Annotated in this window: 17 protein-coding genes; 7 read left to right on the top strand and 10 right to left on the bottom strand. The window is 33.1% G+C overall.

Annotation, left to right across the window (positions count from 1 at the left end; genetic code table 11):
* Positions 1-245: 245 nt before the first annotated feature.
* From QMO72_RS01100 to panB, 6 genes are all read right to left on the bottom strand, one after another.
* Positions 246-476, bottom strand: a complete 231-nt coding sequence (locus tag QMO72_RS01100) for a hypothetical protein (RefSeq protein WP_103267417.1) — start codon at positions 474-476, stop codon at positions 246-248.
* 171 nt (positions 477-647) lie between these two features.
* A complete protein-coding gene (locus QMO72_RS01095; RefSeq protein ID WP_103267418.1) occupies positions 648-2,168 on the bottom strand; it encodes an aldehyde dehydrogenase family protein in 1,521 nt (506 codons plus the stop codon).
* 139 nt (positions 2,169-2,307) lie between these two features.
* Positions 2,308-2,664: a hypothetical protein gene (locus QMO72_RS01090; protein ID WP_103267419.1), complete on the bottom strand. Its 357-nt coding sequence runs from the start codon at positions 2,662-2,664 to the stop codon at positions 2,308-2,310.
* A 196-nt stretch (positions 2,665-2,860) separates the two neighbouring features.
* Positions 2,861-4,369, bottom strand: coding sequence for a malate dehydrogenase (quinone) (mqo, locus tag QMO72_RS01085; protein WP_286093263.1), 1,509 nt, complete (start codon positions 4,367-4,369; stop codon positions 2,861-2,863).
* A 244-nt stretch (positions 4,370-4,613) separates the two neighbouring features.
* The gene (gene panC / locus QMO72_RS01080) at positions 4,614-5,462 is read right to left on the bottom strand and encodes a pantoate--beta-alanine ligase (protein WP_103267421.1); all 849 of its coding nucleotides are present in this window, start codon (positions 5,460-5,462) and stop codon (positions 4,614-4,616) included.
* On the bottom strand, positions 5,462-6,277 hold the full coding sequence (gene panB, locus QMO72_RS01075) for a 3-methyl-2-oxobutanoate hydroxymethyltransferase (protein ID WP_103267422.1): 816 nt from the start codon (positions 6,275-6,277) through the stop codon (positions 5,462-5,464). The genes panC and panB overlap by 1 nt, the downstream gene beginning before the upstream one ends.
* Positions 6,278-6,357: 80 nt before the next feature.
* Here panB and QMO72_RS01070 point away from each other — a divergent pair, with 80 nt between their 5' ends.
* The 3 genes from QMO72_RS01070 (at position 6,358) to QMO72_RS01060 (ending at position 9,705) form a co-directional block, all read left to right on the top strand.
* A complete protein-coding gene (locus QMO72_RS01070) occupies positions 6,358-7,218 on the top strand; it encodes an oxidoreductase (RefSeq protein WP_103267423.1) in 861 nt (286 codons plus the stop codon).
* 256 nt (positions 7,219-7,474) lie between these two features.
* Entirely contained in the window at positions 7,475-7,891 is a 417-nt protein-coding gene (locus QMO72_RS01065) for a DUF2871 domain-containing protein (RefSeq protein ID WP_103267424.1), read from the top strand.
* Between the two features lie 245 nt (positions 7,892-8,136).
* A complete protein-coding gene (locus QMO72_RS01060) occupies positions 8,137-9,705 on the top strand; it encodes an alanine/glycine:cation symporter family protein (RefSeq protein WP_103267425.1) in 1,569 nt (522 codons plus the stop codon).
* Positions 9,706-10,204: 499 nt separating this feature from the next.
* Here the strand turns inward: QMO72_RS01060 and QMO72_RS01055 are convergent, their stop codons facing one another.
* Positions 10,205-10,753, bottom strand: coding sequence for a helix-turn-helix domain-containing protein (locus QMO72_RS01055; RefSeq protein WP_103267426.1), 549 nt, complete (start codon positions 10,751-10,753; stop codon positions 10,205-10,207).
* Between the two features lie 131 nt (positions 10,754-10,884).
* Between QMO72_RS01055 and QMO72_RS01050 the strand changes: the two genes are divergently transcribed.
* From QMO72_RS01050 to QMO72_RS01040, 3 genes are all read left to right on the top strand, one after another.
* Positions 10,885-11,460: a LysE family transporter gene (locus QMO72_RS01050; RefSeq protein ID WP_103267427.1), complete on the top strand. Its 576-nt coding sequence runs from the start codon at positions 10,885-10,887 to the stop codon at positions 11,458-11,460.
* A gap of 257 nt (positions 11,461-11,717) precedes the next feature.
* Positions 11,718-12,140: a MarR family winged helix-turn-helix transcriptional regulator gene (locus tag QMO72_RS01045; RefSeq protein ID WP_069823756.1), complete on the top strand. Its 423-nt coding sequence runs from the start codon at positions 11,718-11,720 to the stop codon at positions 12,138-12,140.
* Positions 12,141-12,163: 23 nt separating this feature from the next.
* Positions 12,164-13,519: a dihydrolipoyl dehydrogenase family protein gene (locus tag QMO72_RS01040; protein WP_103267428.1), complete on the top strand. Its 1,356-nt coding sequence runs from the start codon at positions 12,164-12,166 to the stop codon at positions 13,517-13,519.
* A 66-nt stretch (positions 13,520-13,585) separates the two neighbouring features.
* Here the strand turns inward: QMO72_RS01040 and QMO72_RS01035 are convergent, their stop codons facing one another.
* Complete coding sequence (locus QMO72_RS01035; protein ID WP_103267429.1) at positions 13,586-15,013, bottom strand: aldehyde dehydrogenase family protein; 1,428 nt, start codon at positions 15,011-15,013, stop codon at positions 13,586-13,588.
* Positions 15,014-15,298: 285 nt separating this feature from the next.
* On the opposite strand from QMO72_RS01035, the gene QMO72_RS01030 reads away from it, so the two are divergent.
* On the top strand, positions 15,299-15,688 hold the full coding sequence (locus QMO72_RS01030; RefSeq protein ID WP_103266218.1) for a tautomerase family protein: 390 nt from the start codon (positions 15,299-15,301) through the stop codon (positions 15,686-15,688).
* Positions 15,689-15,809: 121 nt separating this feature from the next.
* On the opposite strand, the gene gtfB is transcribed toward QMO72_RS01030, so the two are convergent.
* Together gtfB and gtfA are read right to left on the bottom strand one after the other, a co-directional pair.
* Positions 15,810-17,141, bottom strand: coding sequence for an accessory Sec system glycosylation chaperone GtfB (gene gtfB, locus QMO72_RS01025; protein ID WP_103266219.1), 1,332 nt, complete (start codon positions 17,139-17,141; stop codon positions 15,810-15,812).
* Positions 17,134-18,642, bottom strand: a complete 1,509-nt coding sequence (gtfA, locus tag QMO72_RS01020) for an accessory Sec system glycosyltransferase GtfA (protein WP_103266220.1) — start codon at positions 18,640-18,642, stop codon at positions 17,134-17,136. The genes gtfB and gtfA overlap by 8 nt, the downstream gene beginning before the upstream one ends.
* Positions 18,643-18,645: the final 3 nt, after the last annotated feature.

Below are 18,645 nucleotides of genomic sequence, written 5' to 3'. Positions count from 1 at the left end.
CTCCACATTGTATATTTTGAAAATAATTACATTTTACATCATAACACAATACGATAATTTTTTAAGTATTTCATGTGAGTTTGTAATTTTTTTATATATAATACTTTACATATAAAAAACGTATTTTTATGTATTCAAATTAAATGAATGTTTTTGTTTATATAGCAAAAATTATTAAACTACAATATAAAAAGCCTATTGTTTTTCAACAATAGGCTTTTTAGTGATTCATATTATTTTAGTTCTTATCTACTGCTGCTATTTAAACTTTCAGAATCATTCATATCTAAGACTATAAATTGAACAGATTTCATTTCACCACCCATAGAACGTATGAATTTTTGAGCACATTCAATTAATTCTTTTTTATTATGATGATATGAAATTGCTATTACTCTAAAATTCACAGCCACTTCTTTATCATTTCTTTTTTTAAAAATTATACTCCCTTTACTGTAACTAATAATCGTATACATATACGCACGCCATTCTATTTTTAGTTATAGTTACTCTATATATTCCAAAGATTCACCAAATATAAAAACATAATTTCAAACTACGTAACGTGCTTTAAAAAACACCCCTTGCAAAGGTTTACCATTTAAACCTTTGCAAGGGGTTGTATTATTATTGGATTATTTTATTTATTAAAATAATCCCGTTGGTTTCGTATCGTAACTGACAAGCAAGTTTTTAGTTTGTTGATAATGATCTAGCATCATTAAGTGGTTTTCTCGACCAATGCCACTCATTTTATAGCCGCCGAATGCTGCATGTGCTGGATAAGTATGGTAATTATTAACCCACACGCGTCCAGCTTGAATACCTCTGCCCGCACGATATGCTGTGTTTTGATTTCGTGTCCAAATACCCGCACCTAATCCATACATTGTATCATTAGCCATTTGCACTGCTTCATCATCATCTTTAAATGTTGCGACTGAAAGCACAGGTCCAAATATTTCTTCTTGGAAAATTCTCATATCTTGAGTCCCTTTAAATATGGTTGGTTCAATATAAAATCCCTTTTCTAAATCATTACTTTCTTTTCTAGTGTTTCCACCGACGAGTAGTTCAGCACCTTCTGATTTTCCGATATTTAAGTATTTCTCTATCTTTTCTTGTTGCTCATTTGAAGTTTGTGCACCTACCATCGTAGTATCATCTAAAGGATTACCAAGTTTAATTTTTTTAACTTTATCTATACATAAAGCAATAAACGCTTCATATATATCCTCATGTATCAGTGCTCTTGAAGGGCAAGTACACACTTCACCTTGGTTCAATGCAAACATCACTAAGCCTTCAACTGCTTTATCTAAAAATTCATCTTTTTCATCCATAATATCTTTAAAAAAGACGTTTGGTGATTTACCACCAAGCTCTAATGTCACCGGAATAACACGATCACTAGCATTTTTCATAATAATTTTGCCGGTCGTAGTTTCTCCTGTGAACGCTACTTTATTAATATCATTATGCGTCGCAAGTGCTTCTCCTGTTTCTGCACCAAATCCGTTTACTACATTTAACACACCTGCTGGTAATAAGTCTTCTATCAACTCAATAAAATGCAAAATAGATACTGGCGTTTGTTCTGCTGGCTTAAGTACAACTGTATTACCTGTAACTAACGCTGGAGCAATCTTCCACGTTGCCATAAGTAGCGGGAAATTCCACGGTATAATTTGTCCTACAACGCCAAGTGGCTCTTTATAATGATAAGCGACTGTATCGTTATCAATTTGGGAGATGCCACCTTCTTCTGCACGTATCACCCCTGCAAAATATCTAAAATGATCCACCACTAATGGTAAATCTGCTGTAAGTGTTTCTCTAACAGGCTTTCCATTATCAAATGTTTCGATTACTGCTAAATATTCTAAATTTGCTTCTACTCTATCAGCGATATTAAGTAATAATTGTGATCTTTCGGCTGGAGATTTTTTCCCCCAGTCTGCTTGTGCTTTGCGTGCTGCTACAACCGCTAAATCTACATCCTTTTTTGTAGACTTTGGAATCTTGGCATATGTTTCTCCTGTAATTGGCGAAATGTTATCAAAATAATTGCCCTCTTGAGGTTCTGTCCATTGACCGCCAATAAAATTGGCATATTGTGATTTGACTTTATACTTCGCATCTTTTTCATTTGGATTAGTAAATATCATAGTATAGCCCCCTTTATTCACTTCTATACCCTTGACTCCCTTATAGTAAGCGCTTACTTTTAAATCTATAAAAAAGACTATTATGTCCCTCATATAAATAGAGACATAATAGCCTAATAAAACTATGTATAAAAGTAAATCAACGTGTGGTCATTGAGACGATAGAACTGATAACCAATACGATTCCAGTCAAAAATAGCATGAATAACAATAAAATAATTGGTGATATAAAAGTAAGTACTAATCCGCCCATTATAAAAATGAAAGCGAAACATAATTGCCATATACCAGACAATATACCTGTTGCTGTATATTTAAATACACCTAATATTAAGGCTGGCAAAAACAATAATAACGTAAATGCAATATTTATTATTAATTCATAAGGCTCATTAAAGCTAATGGCATGCGGTCCAATAGAATAATGCGCTGTTAATAATAAAGTTAAAGTGATTAAAATAGCTGAAGCGAATAATAAACTAATACGATATTTCAATTTGTAACAACCCCTGAGTGCTTTTTGTCTACTTTAGTTTATTATTACTCATAACATATACATTTGTCAAAATATTTTGTGAATTATATTTTTATTTCAACTCTTATCCTATGTATAAATTAATACTTATTTATTCTATTTAATCATTCTCATACAAAAAAACCCTTGAAACCAATGAGGCTCAAGGAGTTTTTGATTATATATTATTTAATTGTAACTCGTTATCACTTGCTTGACGTACTTCTTTTAGCAATGCATAATCCTCAATTAACGATTTGCCATAAGATGGAATCATTTCTTGGATTTTAGGTTCCCATACATTAATATATTCTGGGAAGTTTTTCTCTATGACTTCTAATGCTACTGAAACTGAGGTAGAAGCCCCTGGAGACTCACCTAATAAGGCAATAACTGAGTGGTCTTTTGAATTAACTACTTCTGTACCAAATTGGATAAAGCCTCTACCATGTTCTTTCGTATCTTTAATAACTTGAACGCGTTTACCAGCTTGCATAATATCCCAATCTTCATCTTTTGCATCGGGTACAAATCGACGTAATTCTTTCATTCTATCTGCTTTCTTAGCCAAAACTTCTTGAATAGAATATTTGATTAATGGGAAGTTCTTAACTGCTGACGATAACATAGTAACCACGTTACTCGTATTAATAGACTTGAATAAATCTAAGTTAGAACCATTTTTTAAGAATTTAGGTCCAATTGCTGCAAAAGGTCCGAATAATAGTGAATTTTCATCTTGAATATAACGTCTATCTAAGTGTGGTACAGTCATTGGTGGTGTGCCTTCTGGTTCTTTCCCATAAGCTTTAACTTCATGTTTGGCTACGACTTCAGGGTTATTACATACTAAGAATTCTCCTGTTATTGGGAAGCCACCTAAATGTTTGCTCTCTGGGATACCAGTTTTTTGTAATAATGGTATTGCTGCGCCACCTGCCCCAATAAATAAATAATCGGTAATGTGATGTTCTACTTTATTCGTGTTAAGATCTTTAACCTTAACTTCCCATTTACCATCTTTACGACGGCTAAAATCCTGTACTTCATGTTTATAGAAGAGTTCTGCATTATCATGTTCATTTAAATTTTTAGCCATTTTTCTAGTAAGCTCTCCGAAGTTAACATCTGTACCTTCATCAATTTTACTAGCTGCAACTTTTTCGTTCGGATCTCGGCCTTCCATTACTAATGGCATCCATTCTTTTAACTTATTATGATCTTCAGTATATTCTATACCTTTGAACATTGATAATGGAGACAGTGCTTCAAAACGTCTTTTCAAGAAATTTACATTTTTGTCCCCTTGTACAAAACTAATATGCGGTAAAGGTCTAATAAATTCTTGTGGATTTTGGATTTGTTTACTTTTTACTAAGTAAGACCAAAATTGTTTAGAAATTTCGAATTGTTCGTTAATCTCTTTTGCTTTTTCAATATCGATAGAACCATCTTTTTGCTCAACTGTATAGTTCAATTCACATAATGCGGCATGTCCAGTACCGGCATTGTGACGCTCATTTGAACTTTCAATTGCAGGCTTTTCAAGTCTTTCAAAAAGTTTAATATTCCAATCTGGTGCAAGATCTTTTAAAAATGAGCCGAATGTTGTACTTAAAACACCCGCGCCAATTAAAATGACGTCTTTTGAGTTTGATTCACTCATTTTTTTACCACCTTTCATAATCACTTTTTTGAATAAATCATATAAAATACTGAATAGTTTTTCTAAGATACATCATAAAATCAATCGCTATAATGATTTATTTTATGCACACCTTTGTACTATCCAAATTATTCTATACTCGTTTTATCGATAAATATCTCTCATAATCTATAATAAATCAACACTAAGAAAATGTAAAATGTATATTAAGGTAACGCTTACTTTTCATAATTATGTGTCTGTTAGTATAAAGGTTTTAAGTCTATCATGATTCAATAATAATATTGTCAATCAAACGTGCTTGGCTAAATTTGACGGCTAAAGAAATAAAAATACTTCCGCTGATTTTGGATTGTTTTACTAGTTCCGGATAACTATATACAGCTACAGTTTCTACGACACCACTTATATGTTGTTCAATATAATTTTGTGCTTCCGCTATTAATGTTGCGCTATTACGTTCGCCTTGATTATAAAGTCTTTGGGCTAATTTTAGGCTTTGGTAAAGATGCGGTGCTTCGATTCTCTCCGCTTCAGTTAAATAGATATTACGTGAACTTTTAGCTAGACCGTCAGATTCACGAACAGTATCGATACCTATAATTTTTATAGGATGATTAAAATCTTCTACCAACTTCTCTACTATTGCTAACTGTTGTGCATCTTTTTTACCAAAATATGCTTGTTGTGGTCTTACGATATTAAATAATTTATTAACTACGGTTACTACGCCATCAAAATGCCCCGGACGTTGTTCACCTTCTAAGACAGATGCTAGACGTCCTGCTTTAATTTCAATAGTAGGCAGTTGTGGGTACATTTCTTGTTCACTCGGATAAAAAATATAATCTACTCCAACCGCTTCAGCTTTAGCCATATCTGCTTGAATATCACGAGGATATGCAGCTAAATCTTCATTGGGACCAAACTGTAATGGATTAACAAACACGCTAATGACTGTCACATCATTTTCAACAACTGACTGTTTCATCATTTTCAAATGCCCTTCGTGTAATGCCCCCATTGTTGGTACAAAACCAATGCGTTTTTTGTCTTCAGCACATTGTCGTGAAATCTGATTCATTCCTTCTATTGTGGTAACTAAAGTTGTCATTATGACTCTTCACCCGCTTCTAACACTTGTTTCTTATATGTATGTGCCGCATCTGGAAATTGTTGCGCCTTGACTTCTTCATTATATTTCGCTAATGCTTCTGTTCCAATGGAAAAGTCGCCATATTGTTTTACAAATTTCGCTTGATGTTCTACCCCATAGTTTAGTACATCATGATATACCAATACTTGACCATCTGTGTTATTCCCAGCACCAATGCCTATAACTGGGATATCCAGTTTAAGTGTAATGTCCTGCGCTAAATCACTAGGTACTGCCTCTAGAACAATCATAGATGCACCTGCTTGCTGAACAGCCAATGCATCATCAACAAGTTGCTGTGCTGCTACTTTTGTACTTGCTTGCATTTTATAGCCAGTGATACCTACACTTTGTGGTGTCAGGCCAAGATGTGACACAATTGGAATGCCCATATTTCTACAGTTTTTAATATATTGCGTTAAATGTGCACCTTCTGCCTTAAGCGCATTTGCCTGCGTATCTCGGTATAATTTCACTGCTAGTTCCAAATCATACTGCTCATTTAGACCCACGGCACCAAAAGGAACGTCTACAATCACATACGTACTTGGTGCACCACGTCTTACAGCTTTAGCATGATGTATCATATCTTCAATGGTCACTTGCACAGTGCTTTCATAACCTAACACTGTCATTCCTAAAGAGTCTCCAACTAATATCGTGTCTATGTGTGCTGCTTCTGCTTGCTTTGCACTCGGAAAATCATAGGCAGTAATCATAGAAATCTTTTCATTATTTTGTTTCATTGTCATTAATTGGTTTAATGTTTTCAATTAAAATCTACCTCACAATTTGTTATATTTATAATATTATCAATATCTTAACGAATCTATATAGAAAAGGAAATAAAAATATGAATAATATTGCAATCATTGGACCTGGAGCAGTTGGTAGCACAATCGCTTTCGACCTTTATCCTAAACACGAGTCCTTACTATTACTTGGACGACAAGATTATGACCTTACATACTATGCCAATGGTAATACGAAGCATCCATACACCTTAACAGTATCATCTTTAAAAGCAACCCACTCCAAGGTTGATGTATTAATCATTGCAGTTAAAATACCCCAACTTGAATCGATACTACCAAAAATAGACGATCTCATCCATGATCAAACGATAATTATTTTAGCACAAAATGGCTATGGCCAATTGTCCCGTCTTCAATACCCCAATGTCTTTCAATCTGTTGTCTATATTAGTGGTCAAAAAAATGGAGCTACTGTGACACATTATCGAGACCATAAACTCATTTTACAAGACGCTCCTCAAACACGATTAATAAAAAAAATGGCCTCAGATACTGATTTAAACATTGAACTTACAAATGATATCAATCAAGCGATATGGTACAAGCTGCTAGTTAATTTAGCTATAAACACCGTCACTGCGCTGACGAGACAAACTGCACTCGTACTCCAAACACCCGGCATAAAAGCGTTATGTCAACAATTATTAACAGAAGGTATTAACATCGCGCAGGCGGAAAATGTAAATTTCAATAAAGATGTCGTACAAGACATTATGTCTATATATAGCGGCTATCCTGATGCAATGGGTACGAGTATGTATTATGATATTATCTCGAACAAACCTTTAGAAATTGAAGGCATTCAAGGTTTCTTATTTAATAAGGCAAGAACTCATAAATTGTTTACACCTGTATTAGATACCGTTTATCCATTATTATTAGCACAACAAAAATATTAAGTTGGCCTTCATGATATGTTAGGACATTAGAAGCTCAGTATAGCGCACAACGATTTATAGCATTTCTAAATTGCTTTTCAATCATTTGAACACTCATATCCACTTTTATTTAATTGTCCAAATTTATTTTTAGTCGTACAGTGGGCCTTCGATATTACTGATATATAGTTAGGATTTATGTACTTTTAACCAGTTCATAAACAGTTCACAAAACGAATGTATATTACCAGTATTAAGAAATTGGAGGTCGAATAAAATGAAAAAATTAATGTACAGCTCTGCAATTTATACATTATTAGGATTACTCAGCGGCTTATTTTATCGTGAAATGACGAAAGGAGAAGATTTTAGTGGTTTTTCACAATTAAACATAACACACACGCACCTATTAGTATTAGGTACAATAATGTTCTTAATATTTATGATGATTGAGTACCAGCTTAAATTAACTAAGCATAGTAAACTATTTAATAGTTTTTTCTATATTTTTCACTTAGGTGTTTTAGTAACAGTTGCCATGCAATTTGTAAATGGTATAGCAACGATTAAAGATTTCAGTGTCAGTCCTGCAATTGCTGGAATCGCTGGTTTAGGCCATATTTTTCTAACAGTGGCTTTCGTATTATTCTTTATTCTATTGAACAAATGTATCAATACACACGCATCAAAATAACATAAGATGAAAATTATAAAATAATTAGAACGAAGTGGGTTATTAAGGTTATAAAACCAAATTCACTTTGTTCTTTTTTTATAAATAAAAATACTAAACATATCAACTATTCATTTAATAATTTAATTCATTAAACTGTTAACGAATTAATTGACACTCTTGCTAACAATTTTCAAAAGTGTAAAATGGCGAGCAAGCGCTTACATTATTGCGATGTTCATTCATCTTAAGTTAGGAGAGTTATTTTGCTTACAGAAATCATTGATATGTTAGATAAGATTGTATGGAGCCCACCATTAGTATTTGGGTTATTAATTACTGGACTATTATTTTCAATTGTTACACGTTTTGCACAAGTTAGACAGTTCAAAGAAATGATTCGGCTTTTATTTAAAGGAGAGAAATCTCCACAAGGTATTTCTAGCTTTCAAGCTATTTCATTATCTTTAGCTGGAAGAGTAGGAACCGGTAATATCGTGGGCGTTTCAGCTGCAATATTTATTGGTGGCCCGGGCGCAGTATTCTGGATGTGGGTTACTGCTTTATTAGGCGCGAGTACAGCTTTTGTAGAATCAACTTTAGGTCAAATATACAAACAAAAAGAAAATGGCGAGTATAGAGGTGGACCAGCTTATTATATTGAAAATGGTATAGGTGGAAAATTTGGTAAAGTATTCGCCCTAATTTTTGCAGTCATTACAATTATCTCAATAGGTTTATTAATGCCTGGTGTACAGTCCAATGCTATTGCTACTTCTTTACATAGTGCTTTTAACATCCCTAAATGGACAGTTACTATATTTCTTGTAGTATTGCTGTCACTTATTATATTTGGTGGTATTAAACGCATTGCAAGTATGGCAACTGCGATTGTTCCTTTTATGGCTATTGCTTATATACTTTTAGCTGCTGTTGTAATTTGTTTGAATATTAGCCAAGTGCCTGAACTCCTAGCACTTATCTTTAAATCGGCATTTGGTTTACATTCTACTTTCGGTGGAATTATTGGTGCCATGATAGAAATCGGGGTAAAGCGAGGACTTTATTCTAATGAAGCAGGTCAAGGTACTGGTCCACATGCCGCTTCAGCTGCCGAAGTATCTCATCCTGCTAAACAAGGACTGGTACAGGCATTTTCTGCCTATATAGATACCCTTTTTGTCTGTACAGCAACTGCACTAATCATCCTGATTTCAGGAACTTTCAATACAACAGATGGCACAGAAAATGCACATGGAAAACCAAATTTAGTTGAAGATAATGGGATTTATGTATTAAATGCAGATGGTTCTAAAGACCCTTCTGGCACTGCAATGTATGTCCAATCTGGTATCGATAAAGCATTTCAAGGAGGCGATTATCATTTCGATCCTAATTTCGCTGGTTTTGGTTCTTACTTTATCGCTATTGCATTATTTTTCTTTGCATTTACAACTATCTTGGCATATTCCTATATTACAGAAACGAATACTGCTTATCTCACACGAAAGATGAGTGCCAAAAAATCCAATATTTTCATCACTATAACACGATTAATATTGATTTTTGCCACTGCATATGGAACGCTTAAGACTGCTGACGCTGCTTGGGCAATGGGCGATTTAGGTGTCGGTATGATGGCATGGTTAAATATTGTCGCCATTTGGATACTTTGTAAACCTGCATTCCATGCTTTAAAAGATTTCGAGCAACAAAAGAAAGCAAAGGGCTCTGGGAAGCTTGCAGTTTTTAGACCCACACAACAAGAAGCACCTAATGCACAGTTTTGGTTTGATCGAGCCAAAAATGATGACACCTTGGATAAACATGATTAATTGTGCTCACTTTATTTTGCATTGATTATACTATATGAATTAAAGCAGTCATAAAACTATGACTGCTTATGGTTATGTACACCTCATCAAATTTTGGAGTTCATCTTTACCTTGCGAAAATACCGATATAAGTCTATGAAGTTATTTGCTTCTACTACAATAATATTGTAATTTTTAGACATCTTTCCCTCTTGAGTCAGACAAACCTCAGACACCCTTGTTGTAATATGGTTCAAAAACAAACAAATACCTTTTTATTCTCTGGAATATGTCCATGACAAAAGCGCCATAGCTAATGAAAAGTACACCTCCTACTAAAAGGATAATGTACTTTTTCACGATAAAATCCCGACTATATTCCACAGACTTATATATCTATAAAGCAGCTTTGAATCTATAGTCTGACAATCATACGATTTTCTCCTTGCATCAACTACACTTCAAAAGCACTACCATAGACCTAGACATGACTTGATACTTCAATCTATATATAATCAATTTATTGATAGTCTATAACCATAGAAATAACTGTAACATCCCCGCCATTATTAATATAGCTATGCTTCACATCTGACTTAAATCTTAAAGCATCTCCTTTATTTAAATTCAGCACATCACTTTCTAAATGCATTTCCAATTGTCCTTTGATTACTATAATAGATTCTTCTGAACCGGATAAATGTGGTTCAGAATCTAACTTCGCACCAGGATCAAGTTCTACATAAAAGAATTCAAAAGACTTACTCTTTTCAAATGGAAAGTATGGATATACACGATATTTTCCCTCATCTTCTGTTACAGGTACAATATCTTCTTTATTTACTTGAGTATAATCTGACTCTGCTTCATTCATTAAACTACTAAATGACAACTTCAAACCGTTACTAATTTTCCATACTGTATTAATTGAAGGAATTGTATTACCTTTTTCAATCTCGTTTAATGACGAAGTGCTCACGCCCGTGAGTTTAGATAATTGTTCCAAACTAATTTTATTTTTCTTTCTGTATAAATAAATATTTTTAGCTACTATTTTATGGAACTCCACAATTATGACTCCTTTTTTTTATTGACTTTCCAGTATAACGGATATAAAATCCTTTTAAAGGGAATTTCCTATAAACTGGAAATCAATTGACTATATATCCATGATACAGGATGTGATAAGGAGAATGCAATTTGTTCATTTCATTTATAATCTATACACTTTTTATGAGTTACACACCGGGTCCCAATAATTTATTAGCATTAGACGGTGCTTTACGTTTAGGCATCAGAGGCACACTAAGGTTTTTAATAGGTATTGGTTTAGGTTTCTTATCACTATCATTCATTTGTCTGCTATTTAGTACGTATGTCGCTTCATACTTTGACAAATTCATTATCATTATTAAAGTCGTCGGCTTTATATATTTATTATATCTCGCATATTCAGTGTTTATGCACAAACAAAGTGATCCTCACAATCATAATTGTTATCGTTTAAGAGACGGCTTATACCTTCAATATGTGAATCCTAAAACCATCGTTTACATTATCACTGCAATTATCACATATATTACCTCACAAACTACCGGAATTTTTATAAGTATTTCTTATACACTTATTATTGCTTTAATAGGCGTATCTGGAGCAATAACCTGGGCGCTGATGGGTCTGTGTTTCAAAAGATGGATTCTCAAATATAACTTATTCTATAAAATATTCATGGCTTCCTGTTTAGTTATATTAGCATGTATGATGATTTTCGAATAAAACATCATGATTTCTATATTTCAGCTATAAAACCTTACTTATATCTATCAAATTTATTTTCTCCTTACATGATAGTCTCCCATAACGCTAGTATTTTATAATTAATAGTCTTACGTGTTTTTAAAGAAAGCATTATCCTTCTCTAAATAATAAAACCCCAAACTAATTGTTTGCAATTCATTGGCACTGGCGTTAATATATAATCAATCGCGCACGATTAATATATATATCAGGAGGTGCTTTAAGTGGATGAAACAATGAAACTCACCAATCAATTGTGTTTCTCAGTATATAATGTTAGTCGCTTATTCACTAAATTTTATGAGCAAGTGCTTTCAGACTACGGTTTAACTTATTCACAATATTTAGTACTTGTTTCATTATGGGAACAAGATAATCAAACACTATATAACATTGGTCAATCACTGAATCTCAAAAGTAATACACTCACACCGTTACTGAAACGATTAGAGATAGCTGGTTGGATTGAACGAAAAAAAATTGAATCCGATAAAAGACAACTACTCATTAAGCTCACTGACAAAGGAAAATCTCAACAACATGATATTTATCAGGCTATATCTCAATGTGTCTCAGAACAAATGAATTTACAAGAATATCAAGAAGCTAAAGATATTATGGATAAATTAGAGCTTTCATTAAAAAACATTGTGTCTTAACACAAAAACAGGAGGAATTATACATGTCAGAAACATACAATTATGACGTCGTATTTATCGGAAGTGGTCATGCAGCTTGGCATGCTGCCATCACATTGAAACAAGCTAATAAAAAAGTAGCAATTATTGAAAAAGACAAAATCGCTGGCACTTGTACAAACTATGGATGTAATGCAAAAATTTTACTTGAAGGCCCATATGAAATTTTAGAAGCTGCCCAAAGTTACCCTCATATCATTAATCAAGAGCAATTATCTATAAACTGGTCTAATTTGATGAACTATAAACACCAAGTGATATCACCATTATCAAATACTTTAGAACATATGTTCACACAATATGGTATTGATGTATTCCATGGTGCTGGCACTTTAGTCGACCCACATACTATATCCGTGAATAAAACTCATATCACTTCAAATCATATTGTACTTGCTACCGGACAACACAGTAATAAATTAGATATCGCGGGATCTTCATTTACTCATGACAGTCGTGATTTCTTATCATTAGAGCACTTTCCTAAACGTATGACTATTGTTGGCGCAGGTATTATCGGTATTGAATTTGCATCTATTGCTATAAAAAATGGTTCAGAAGTTAAAGTCATACATCATTCAAACGAACCGTTAAGAGGATTTAATCGTAATCATGTGACTAAATTAATGGATAAATTATCACAAGAGGGAGTCCAATTTTATCTCAGTACTGCCCCTGAAGAAATTAATAAAACAGATAATGGCTTGGTTATTCAAACCAATAATGGCGATGTTATCAATACAGACTATATTCTTGATGCAACTGGACGTCTTCCAAACGTTGAAGACATTGGCTTAGAGCATGTTGGTATTGAATATAGCCATAGTGGAATTCAAGTCGATGAATATTTAAGAACAAATATCCCAAATATTTATGCAAGTGGGGACGTGTTAGATAAAGTCGTTCCTAAGTTAACACCTACAGCCACATTTGAGTCTAATTATATTGCTAGTCACATTTTAGGCACAGAAGTTAACCCTATCACATATCCTGCTATCCCTTCTGTATTATATTCTTTACCACGCCTTGCACAAATTGGTGTGACTGTTGAAGAAGCACAAGATCAAGGATCATCTTATACGATTAAGACGATTCCCTTTGGCCAACAACTTTTATTTGAATATAAAAATGAAGTAACTGCTGAAATGGATATTATACTCGACCAGCAAAAACGACTCGTAGGTGTTGAAATTTACGGCAATGATGCGCCAGACCTAATTAATTTAATGACTTTTATTATTAATAAACAAATCACTGCTCAAGAGTTAAATCAAATGATCTTTGCTTTCCCCGGCAGTTCAAGTGGCGTGCTAGATTTATTGAAGTTACAAATGATGTAATCTATTAAGCCTATCAACAAATAAAAAATCCGTAGACAACTTATTGTCTACGGATTTTGCTTATGTTTATTGGAAGAAACCAGAAATTGTTTTAACTTCTAAGAATTCTTCAATACCATAGTCTCCCCATTCTCTACCAATACCAGATTGTTTATAACCACCAAATGGCATATCAGCACTTCTTGGATATTCATTAATTTCAATCACACCAGCTTCAAGTGAAGTAGCTACTTTTTGTAATACGTCCATATCTGTACCATATACGTAACCAGCTAGACCATATTTTGTATCGTTTGCGATTTGAATTGCTTCATCAACATCACTATAAGTAATAATAGACATCACAGGGCCAAATATTTCTTCTTGTGCTATTGTCATGCTATTTTCGACATTAGTGAAAATGGTAGGTTTTACAAAGTATCCTGTTTCAAGACCTTCAGGCTTACCTTCGCCACCGAATTCAATTGTAGCACCTTCTTGTGCACCAATTTTAATAAATTCTTGAATTTGATTAAATTGTTTGCTGTTTATAACTGGACCCATGTCAACTGTAGCATCTTGTGGATCTCCGACTTTAATGCTGCTCATTTTTTCTTTAACTTTTTCTATGAAAGCATCTTTGATAGATTCAGGAACAATCGTTCTTGAACCAGCGATACATACTTGTCCAGAATTATCGACAACTTTATGCACAGCTGCATCAGCCGCTTTATCCAGATCAGCATCTTCTAAAATTATATAAGGTGATTTCCCACCTAATTCGAGCGAAACTTTTTTGAAGTCTTTACTTGCTTTTTCCATAATTTTACTACCCGTATTACCTGATCCTGTAAATGAAACCATTCTAATTTTTTCATTTTCAGAAATTGGATTTCCTACACCTAATCCATCACCATTTACTAAGTTGAATACACCTTTAGGCATGCCAACTTTATCAAAAATTTCAGCTAGAATAATCGCTGCAAACGGCGTTTCTTCAGAAGGTTTTAAGACAACAGTACTACCTGCAGCAAATGCCCCTGCTAATTTTAATGCTGTTTGATTTGTAGGGAAGTTCCAAGGTGTGATTAATCCTGCTACACCGATTGCTTCTTTAATTACGATATTGTTGCCTCGACGTTCTCTGAAGTTGAAGTTATCTAATGCATCTCTAGCTGCTTTAAAATGCGCTAACCCCATTTCATAATGTACGTTTTCAGAAGCAGTAACAGGCGTACCAAGTTCTAAAGTCATCGCCTCAACTAGATCTGCTTTACGATTTTCATATTCTTTTACGATATCGTTAAGTAAATTTTTGCGATATTCAATTGATGAATGTCTGAATTCTAAGTAAACACTATCAGCTGCATTGACTGCATCTTCCACGTCTTGTGCATTACCTTTAGCTATTTTACCAAAAGCCTCTTCTGTCGCTGGATTAATGACATCCATTGTTTCATTACTGTGACTTTCGACCCATTGGCCATTAATATATTGTTTTGTTTGATCGAACATATTACCACTCCTCTTAACCTTTTATATTCATATTCAGCTTAAATTACATTCTGATATAAATTAAGACCAATCGAATATTACGCTGATATTAATATCAATTCAAATAATCGGCTTAAGATTAAATGTATTTTTTAATTTAAGCCTTTTAATGCTTTTGATGTATATTTCCTGGGCAATTAAATTGTTATAAATGGGGTATAGCATATACTATAACTCGTACATGATTGTACATATTTCAAAATAATATAATACACAAAATTTTTATTGAAGAATAGGAGCCTAAAAATGCCATTAATTAAAATTGATATGATCAAAGGTAGAGAAGAATCAGAAATCAAAGAGATATTAGATATCTCTTATCGTGTAATGCTTGAAACGTTTGGTGCGCCTGAGGGAGATAGATACCAAATTGTAAATCAACACGAGGATTACGAAATGCAAATATTAGATACTGGTTTAGGTGTTGAACGCACAAAAAATGTGCTTGTGTTTACGATCGTGACAAGACCAAGAACTCAAAGCGAGAAAACAAACTTCTATCAAAAGTTTGCAGATACGTTACATGAACATACTGACATACGTAAAGAGGACATCATGATTAGTTTAGTAGAAAATACTGATGAAGACTGGAGCTTTTTTAATGGCAAAGCACAATTTTTAACTGGTGATTTATAATACCATATGGTTAACCGCTCAGTTATTTTCACTATATAAAAAAACAGATGATTTACTATAATAAGTAAACAATCTGTTTTTTTTATAACTTATTTACTTGTTTAAAATTCTATGAAGCGAATTACACCTTTAATTTATGATTGAATAATTGAACACTTACTTCGTTAATATGCTCTTTCTGAAATTGTAAACGTTGGTTAAACACTTTTCTTCTTTTATAAATTTTGTGCAATGCTTGAATTAACGCCTGTGCCTCATCCTCTTTAGTGAATAAGTTTTCAATGGCGGTAACAGTTCTATTATGTACAATATCTTCGTAACCCATAATCAACATGTCATAATCAAGCGCTTTTCTTAGCGCGTCCACTATTTCTTTACCTTCATTAATGTCTAAATAGACATCACACTTTTCATATAATACCTGAATTGTATCTTCATCTACTGTTGGAAATAGTTTTACATTGTTATACTGACTTAAATTCAATAACTTTGAAGACATATCAGTTAACGCAGCGATATGGAATGACACATATGGTACCGCAGCCACAATAGATTCAATATGTTCTAATTGATCTGAATTTGTCATAATTAACGCATTTTTTGTATATTCATTTCTTTTAACATAGTCATAAAGATACCCCGATTTAAATACACATGCTTTTTCAAATGCTTGCATAGAATTCGTCAAAGTTTGATGTTCTGCATGTTCAGGTACAATGATTTTAAATTGACGCACCATATCTGCATTAAAAATCAATTTCATATTTCCAGGAATGCTTCCACCACTTTGTTCTTGCCAAAACAATACATCATTTCCTGGCGTATTCATGTTATATAATACAGCAAATGAAGTTGATAAAGAATTAATCACAAATTGGTTCATTTCGATATTTAAAGTTTTTAAATAGAATAATATGAACGCAACTTCAGAATCAAAGAAATATGTCTTACCTTGCCAATCTAATACAATATCTTTTGTTATATAGTTTTCGTAAATGACTTCCTTGCCTTCTCGATTCATATATTTTTTTAATATTGCTTTCCCATTTTCATCCAATACTGTTTGAGAAAATTTGATTCCGTTTTTAGTATAGTGATCTATAAAACGAACTGTACCACTTTTATCAAGCCATTCTACACGATTGACAATCCTAGATTTATATTGTTTTTGATAAACAATTTTGCCACGTATTTCTCCCATATCTTTTATCCATGCTTCATCATTATTACCTTCAATTTCCCAGTATTTCGGAACTTCAATGCCATTAAAAAACATTGGCTTATCATTAGCTGAAGTTGAATTATTTGCAAAAAACTGATAGGGGGAAGTTATATTGTCTGGTAAAAATCCATCATCATGAATGACAATGGTATCATTTTGATGTCCTGCTAACTGCAAGGATTTATATAACACTTGTGTTTTAGGGTCAAAGCGTTCAAATAAATTAATCATGCAGCACCTCTTCTATTAGTTTATTCCATTTTTGCTCTATTTGGGATGTCATAAATGGTTTAGCAATTTCATAAGAAATTTCATGAGGCTGGTGAAGTCCTTTATTAAAATATCTAATCATATATTCAGCTAAGCGATTCACTATAACTTCTACACCATCTTCACTTAATGAAATTGGAACCAAAAATCCATTCTTATTATTACGTATAAATGTTGGATTTCCATAATTCACATCAAAACCTAACATACTCAATCCAGAACCAACCGCTTCCATCAATGTGAGCCCGAATCCCTCACTCGTGGATGCGGAGACAAACAATTCATATTTTGCGTAAATATCATCCAATTTAACATGTCCTAACATGTTGATATAATTTTGCGCATTATAATCATCAATTATATGGGTAATGTGTGCTTTTTCTGCACCTTCCCCATATATATCTAATGTTAATTCTGGGACCTCTGCTTTGGCTTTTATTGCAGCCCGAACCAACCAGTCAATATGTTTCTCAGTTGCTAGTCGTGAAGCTGTAACCATAGCATACGGTTTGCGTGGTTGTGTAGGATATTTTAATTGATCCAAGCTTCCCACTGGTATCGTTCGAATCCTTGGTATAATCCCACAATATTTTTTGAATTGCTCTCGTAAAATTTTGTTTTGTAGATCTGTAGCCGTAATAAAGAAATCAATATCCTTCGCCTGTGAAAATTGATACTCATAGTAGTTATTCCATAAGATATGATTATCGTCTTTAATACTTTTACTAAAATGTTCGGCATGTACAACTACGCCAATCCTACTTGATCCTTTATGTTGTAATACAGCTTGACCAATTTTGGATGACCTATCTAAAATAATAATGTCTTGCTTTGTTAATTGTAATTGTTGGATAAAATAACCCACCAATTCTTCTTTGCTATATAATTTAGCATCTTCAAACGCATAGACATTTGAATCACCATTAATATATTCGTTATATACAATAGACCCATCTTCATTATAAAATTGTCTCATATAAAGTTTAGCTTTATTATCATGTGGTGCATAATATTCTGAGAAAATTCTTACATAACTATAAAAATCTTTCCGGATGAGCATGCCATTTACTACAAATTCTGCACGATCAACAAGATCTTTATCTGCTTCTTTTAAATAACATGTTACAAAGGTTTGTGCGTTGTTAAGATAAAGTCTTTTTATTTTTCCCTTATGCTCAATATGTGTGACCTCTGTTCCAAGTTTACTTTTAATATCTTCAATTGTATAAGACGTTGGCGCTATCTTTATATCTGTAAAATATTGATACAACCATATGACTTCAGTATCATGAAAACCCATATTACTTGTTAGTGTTTGAATATTTTCAGACTGAATAAAGTCTAAAAATATAAACTTCATCGAATGTTGCGTATTTCTTAGCAATTTTGCACGATATGCCTGTGCATATTCAACACCACTACTCGCCCATCCTATGCCAAAATTTATATTATAAATCGTCATTTC

Origin of the sequence: Staphylococcus casei, assembly GCF_030294405.1 — a bacterium.
Taxonomy (GTDB): domain Bacteria; phylum Bacillota; class Bacilli; order Staphylococcales; family Staphylococcaceae; genus Staphylococcus; species Staphylococcus succinus.
The sequence above is the reverse complement of the archived record's forward strand: the minus strand, read 5'-3'. Positions and strand labels throughout refer to the sequence as shown.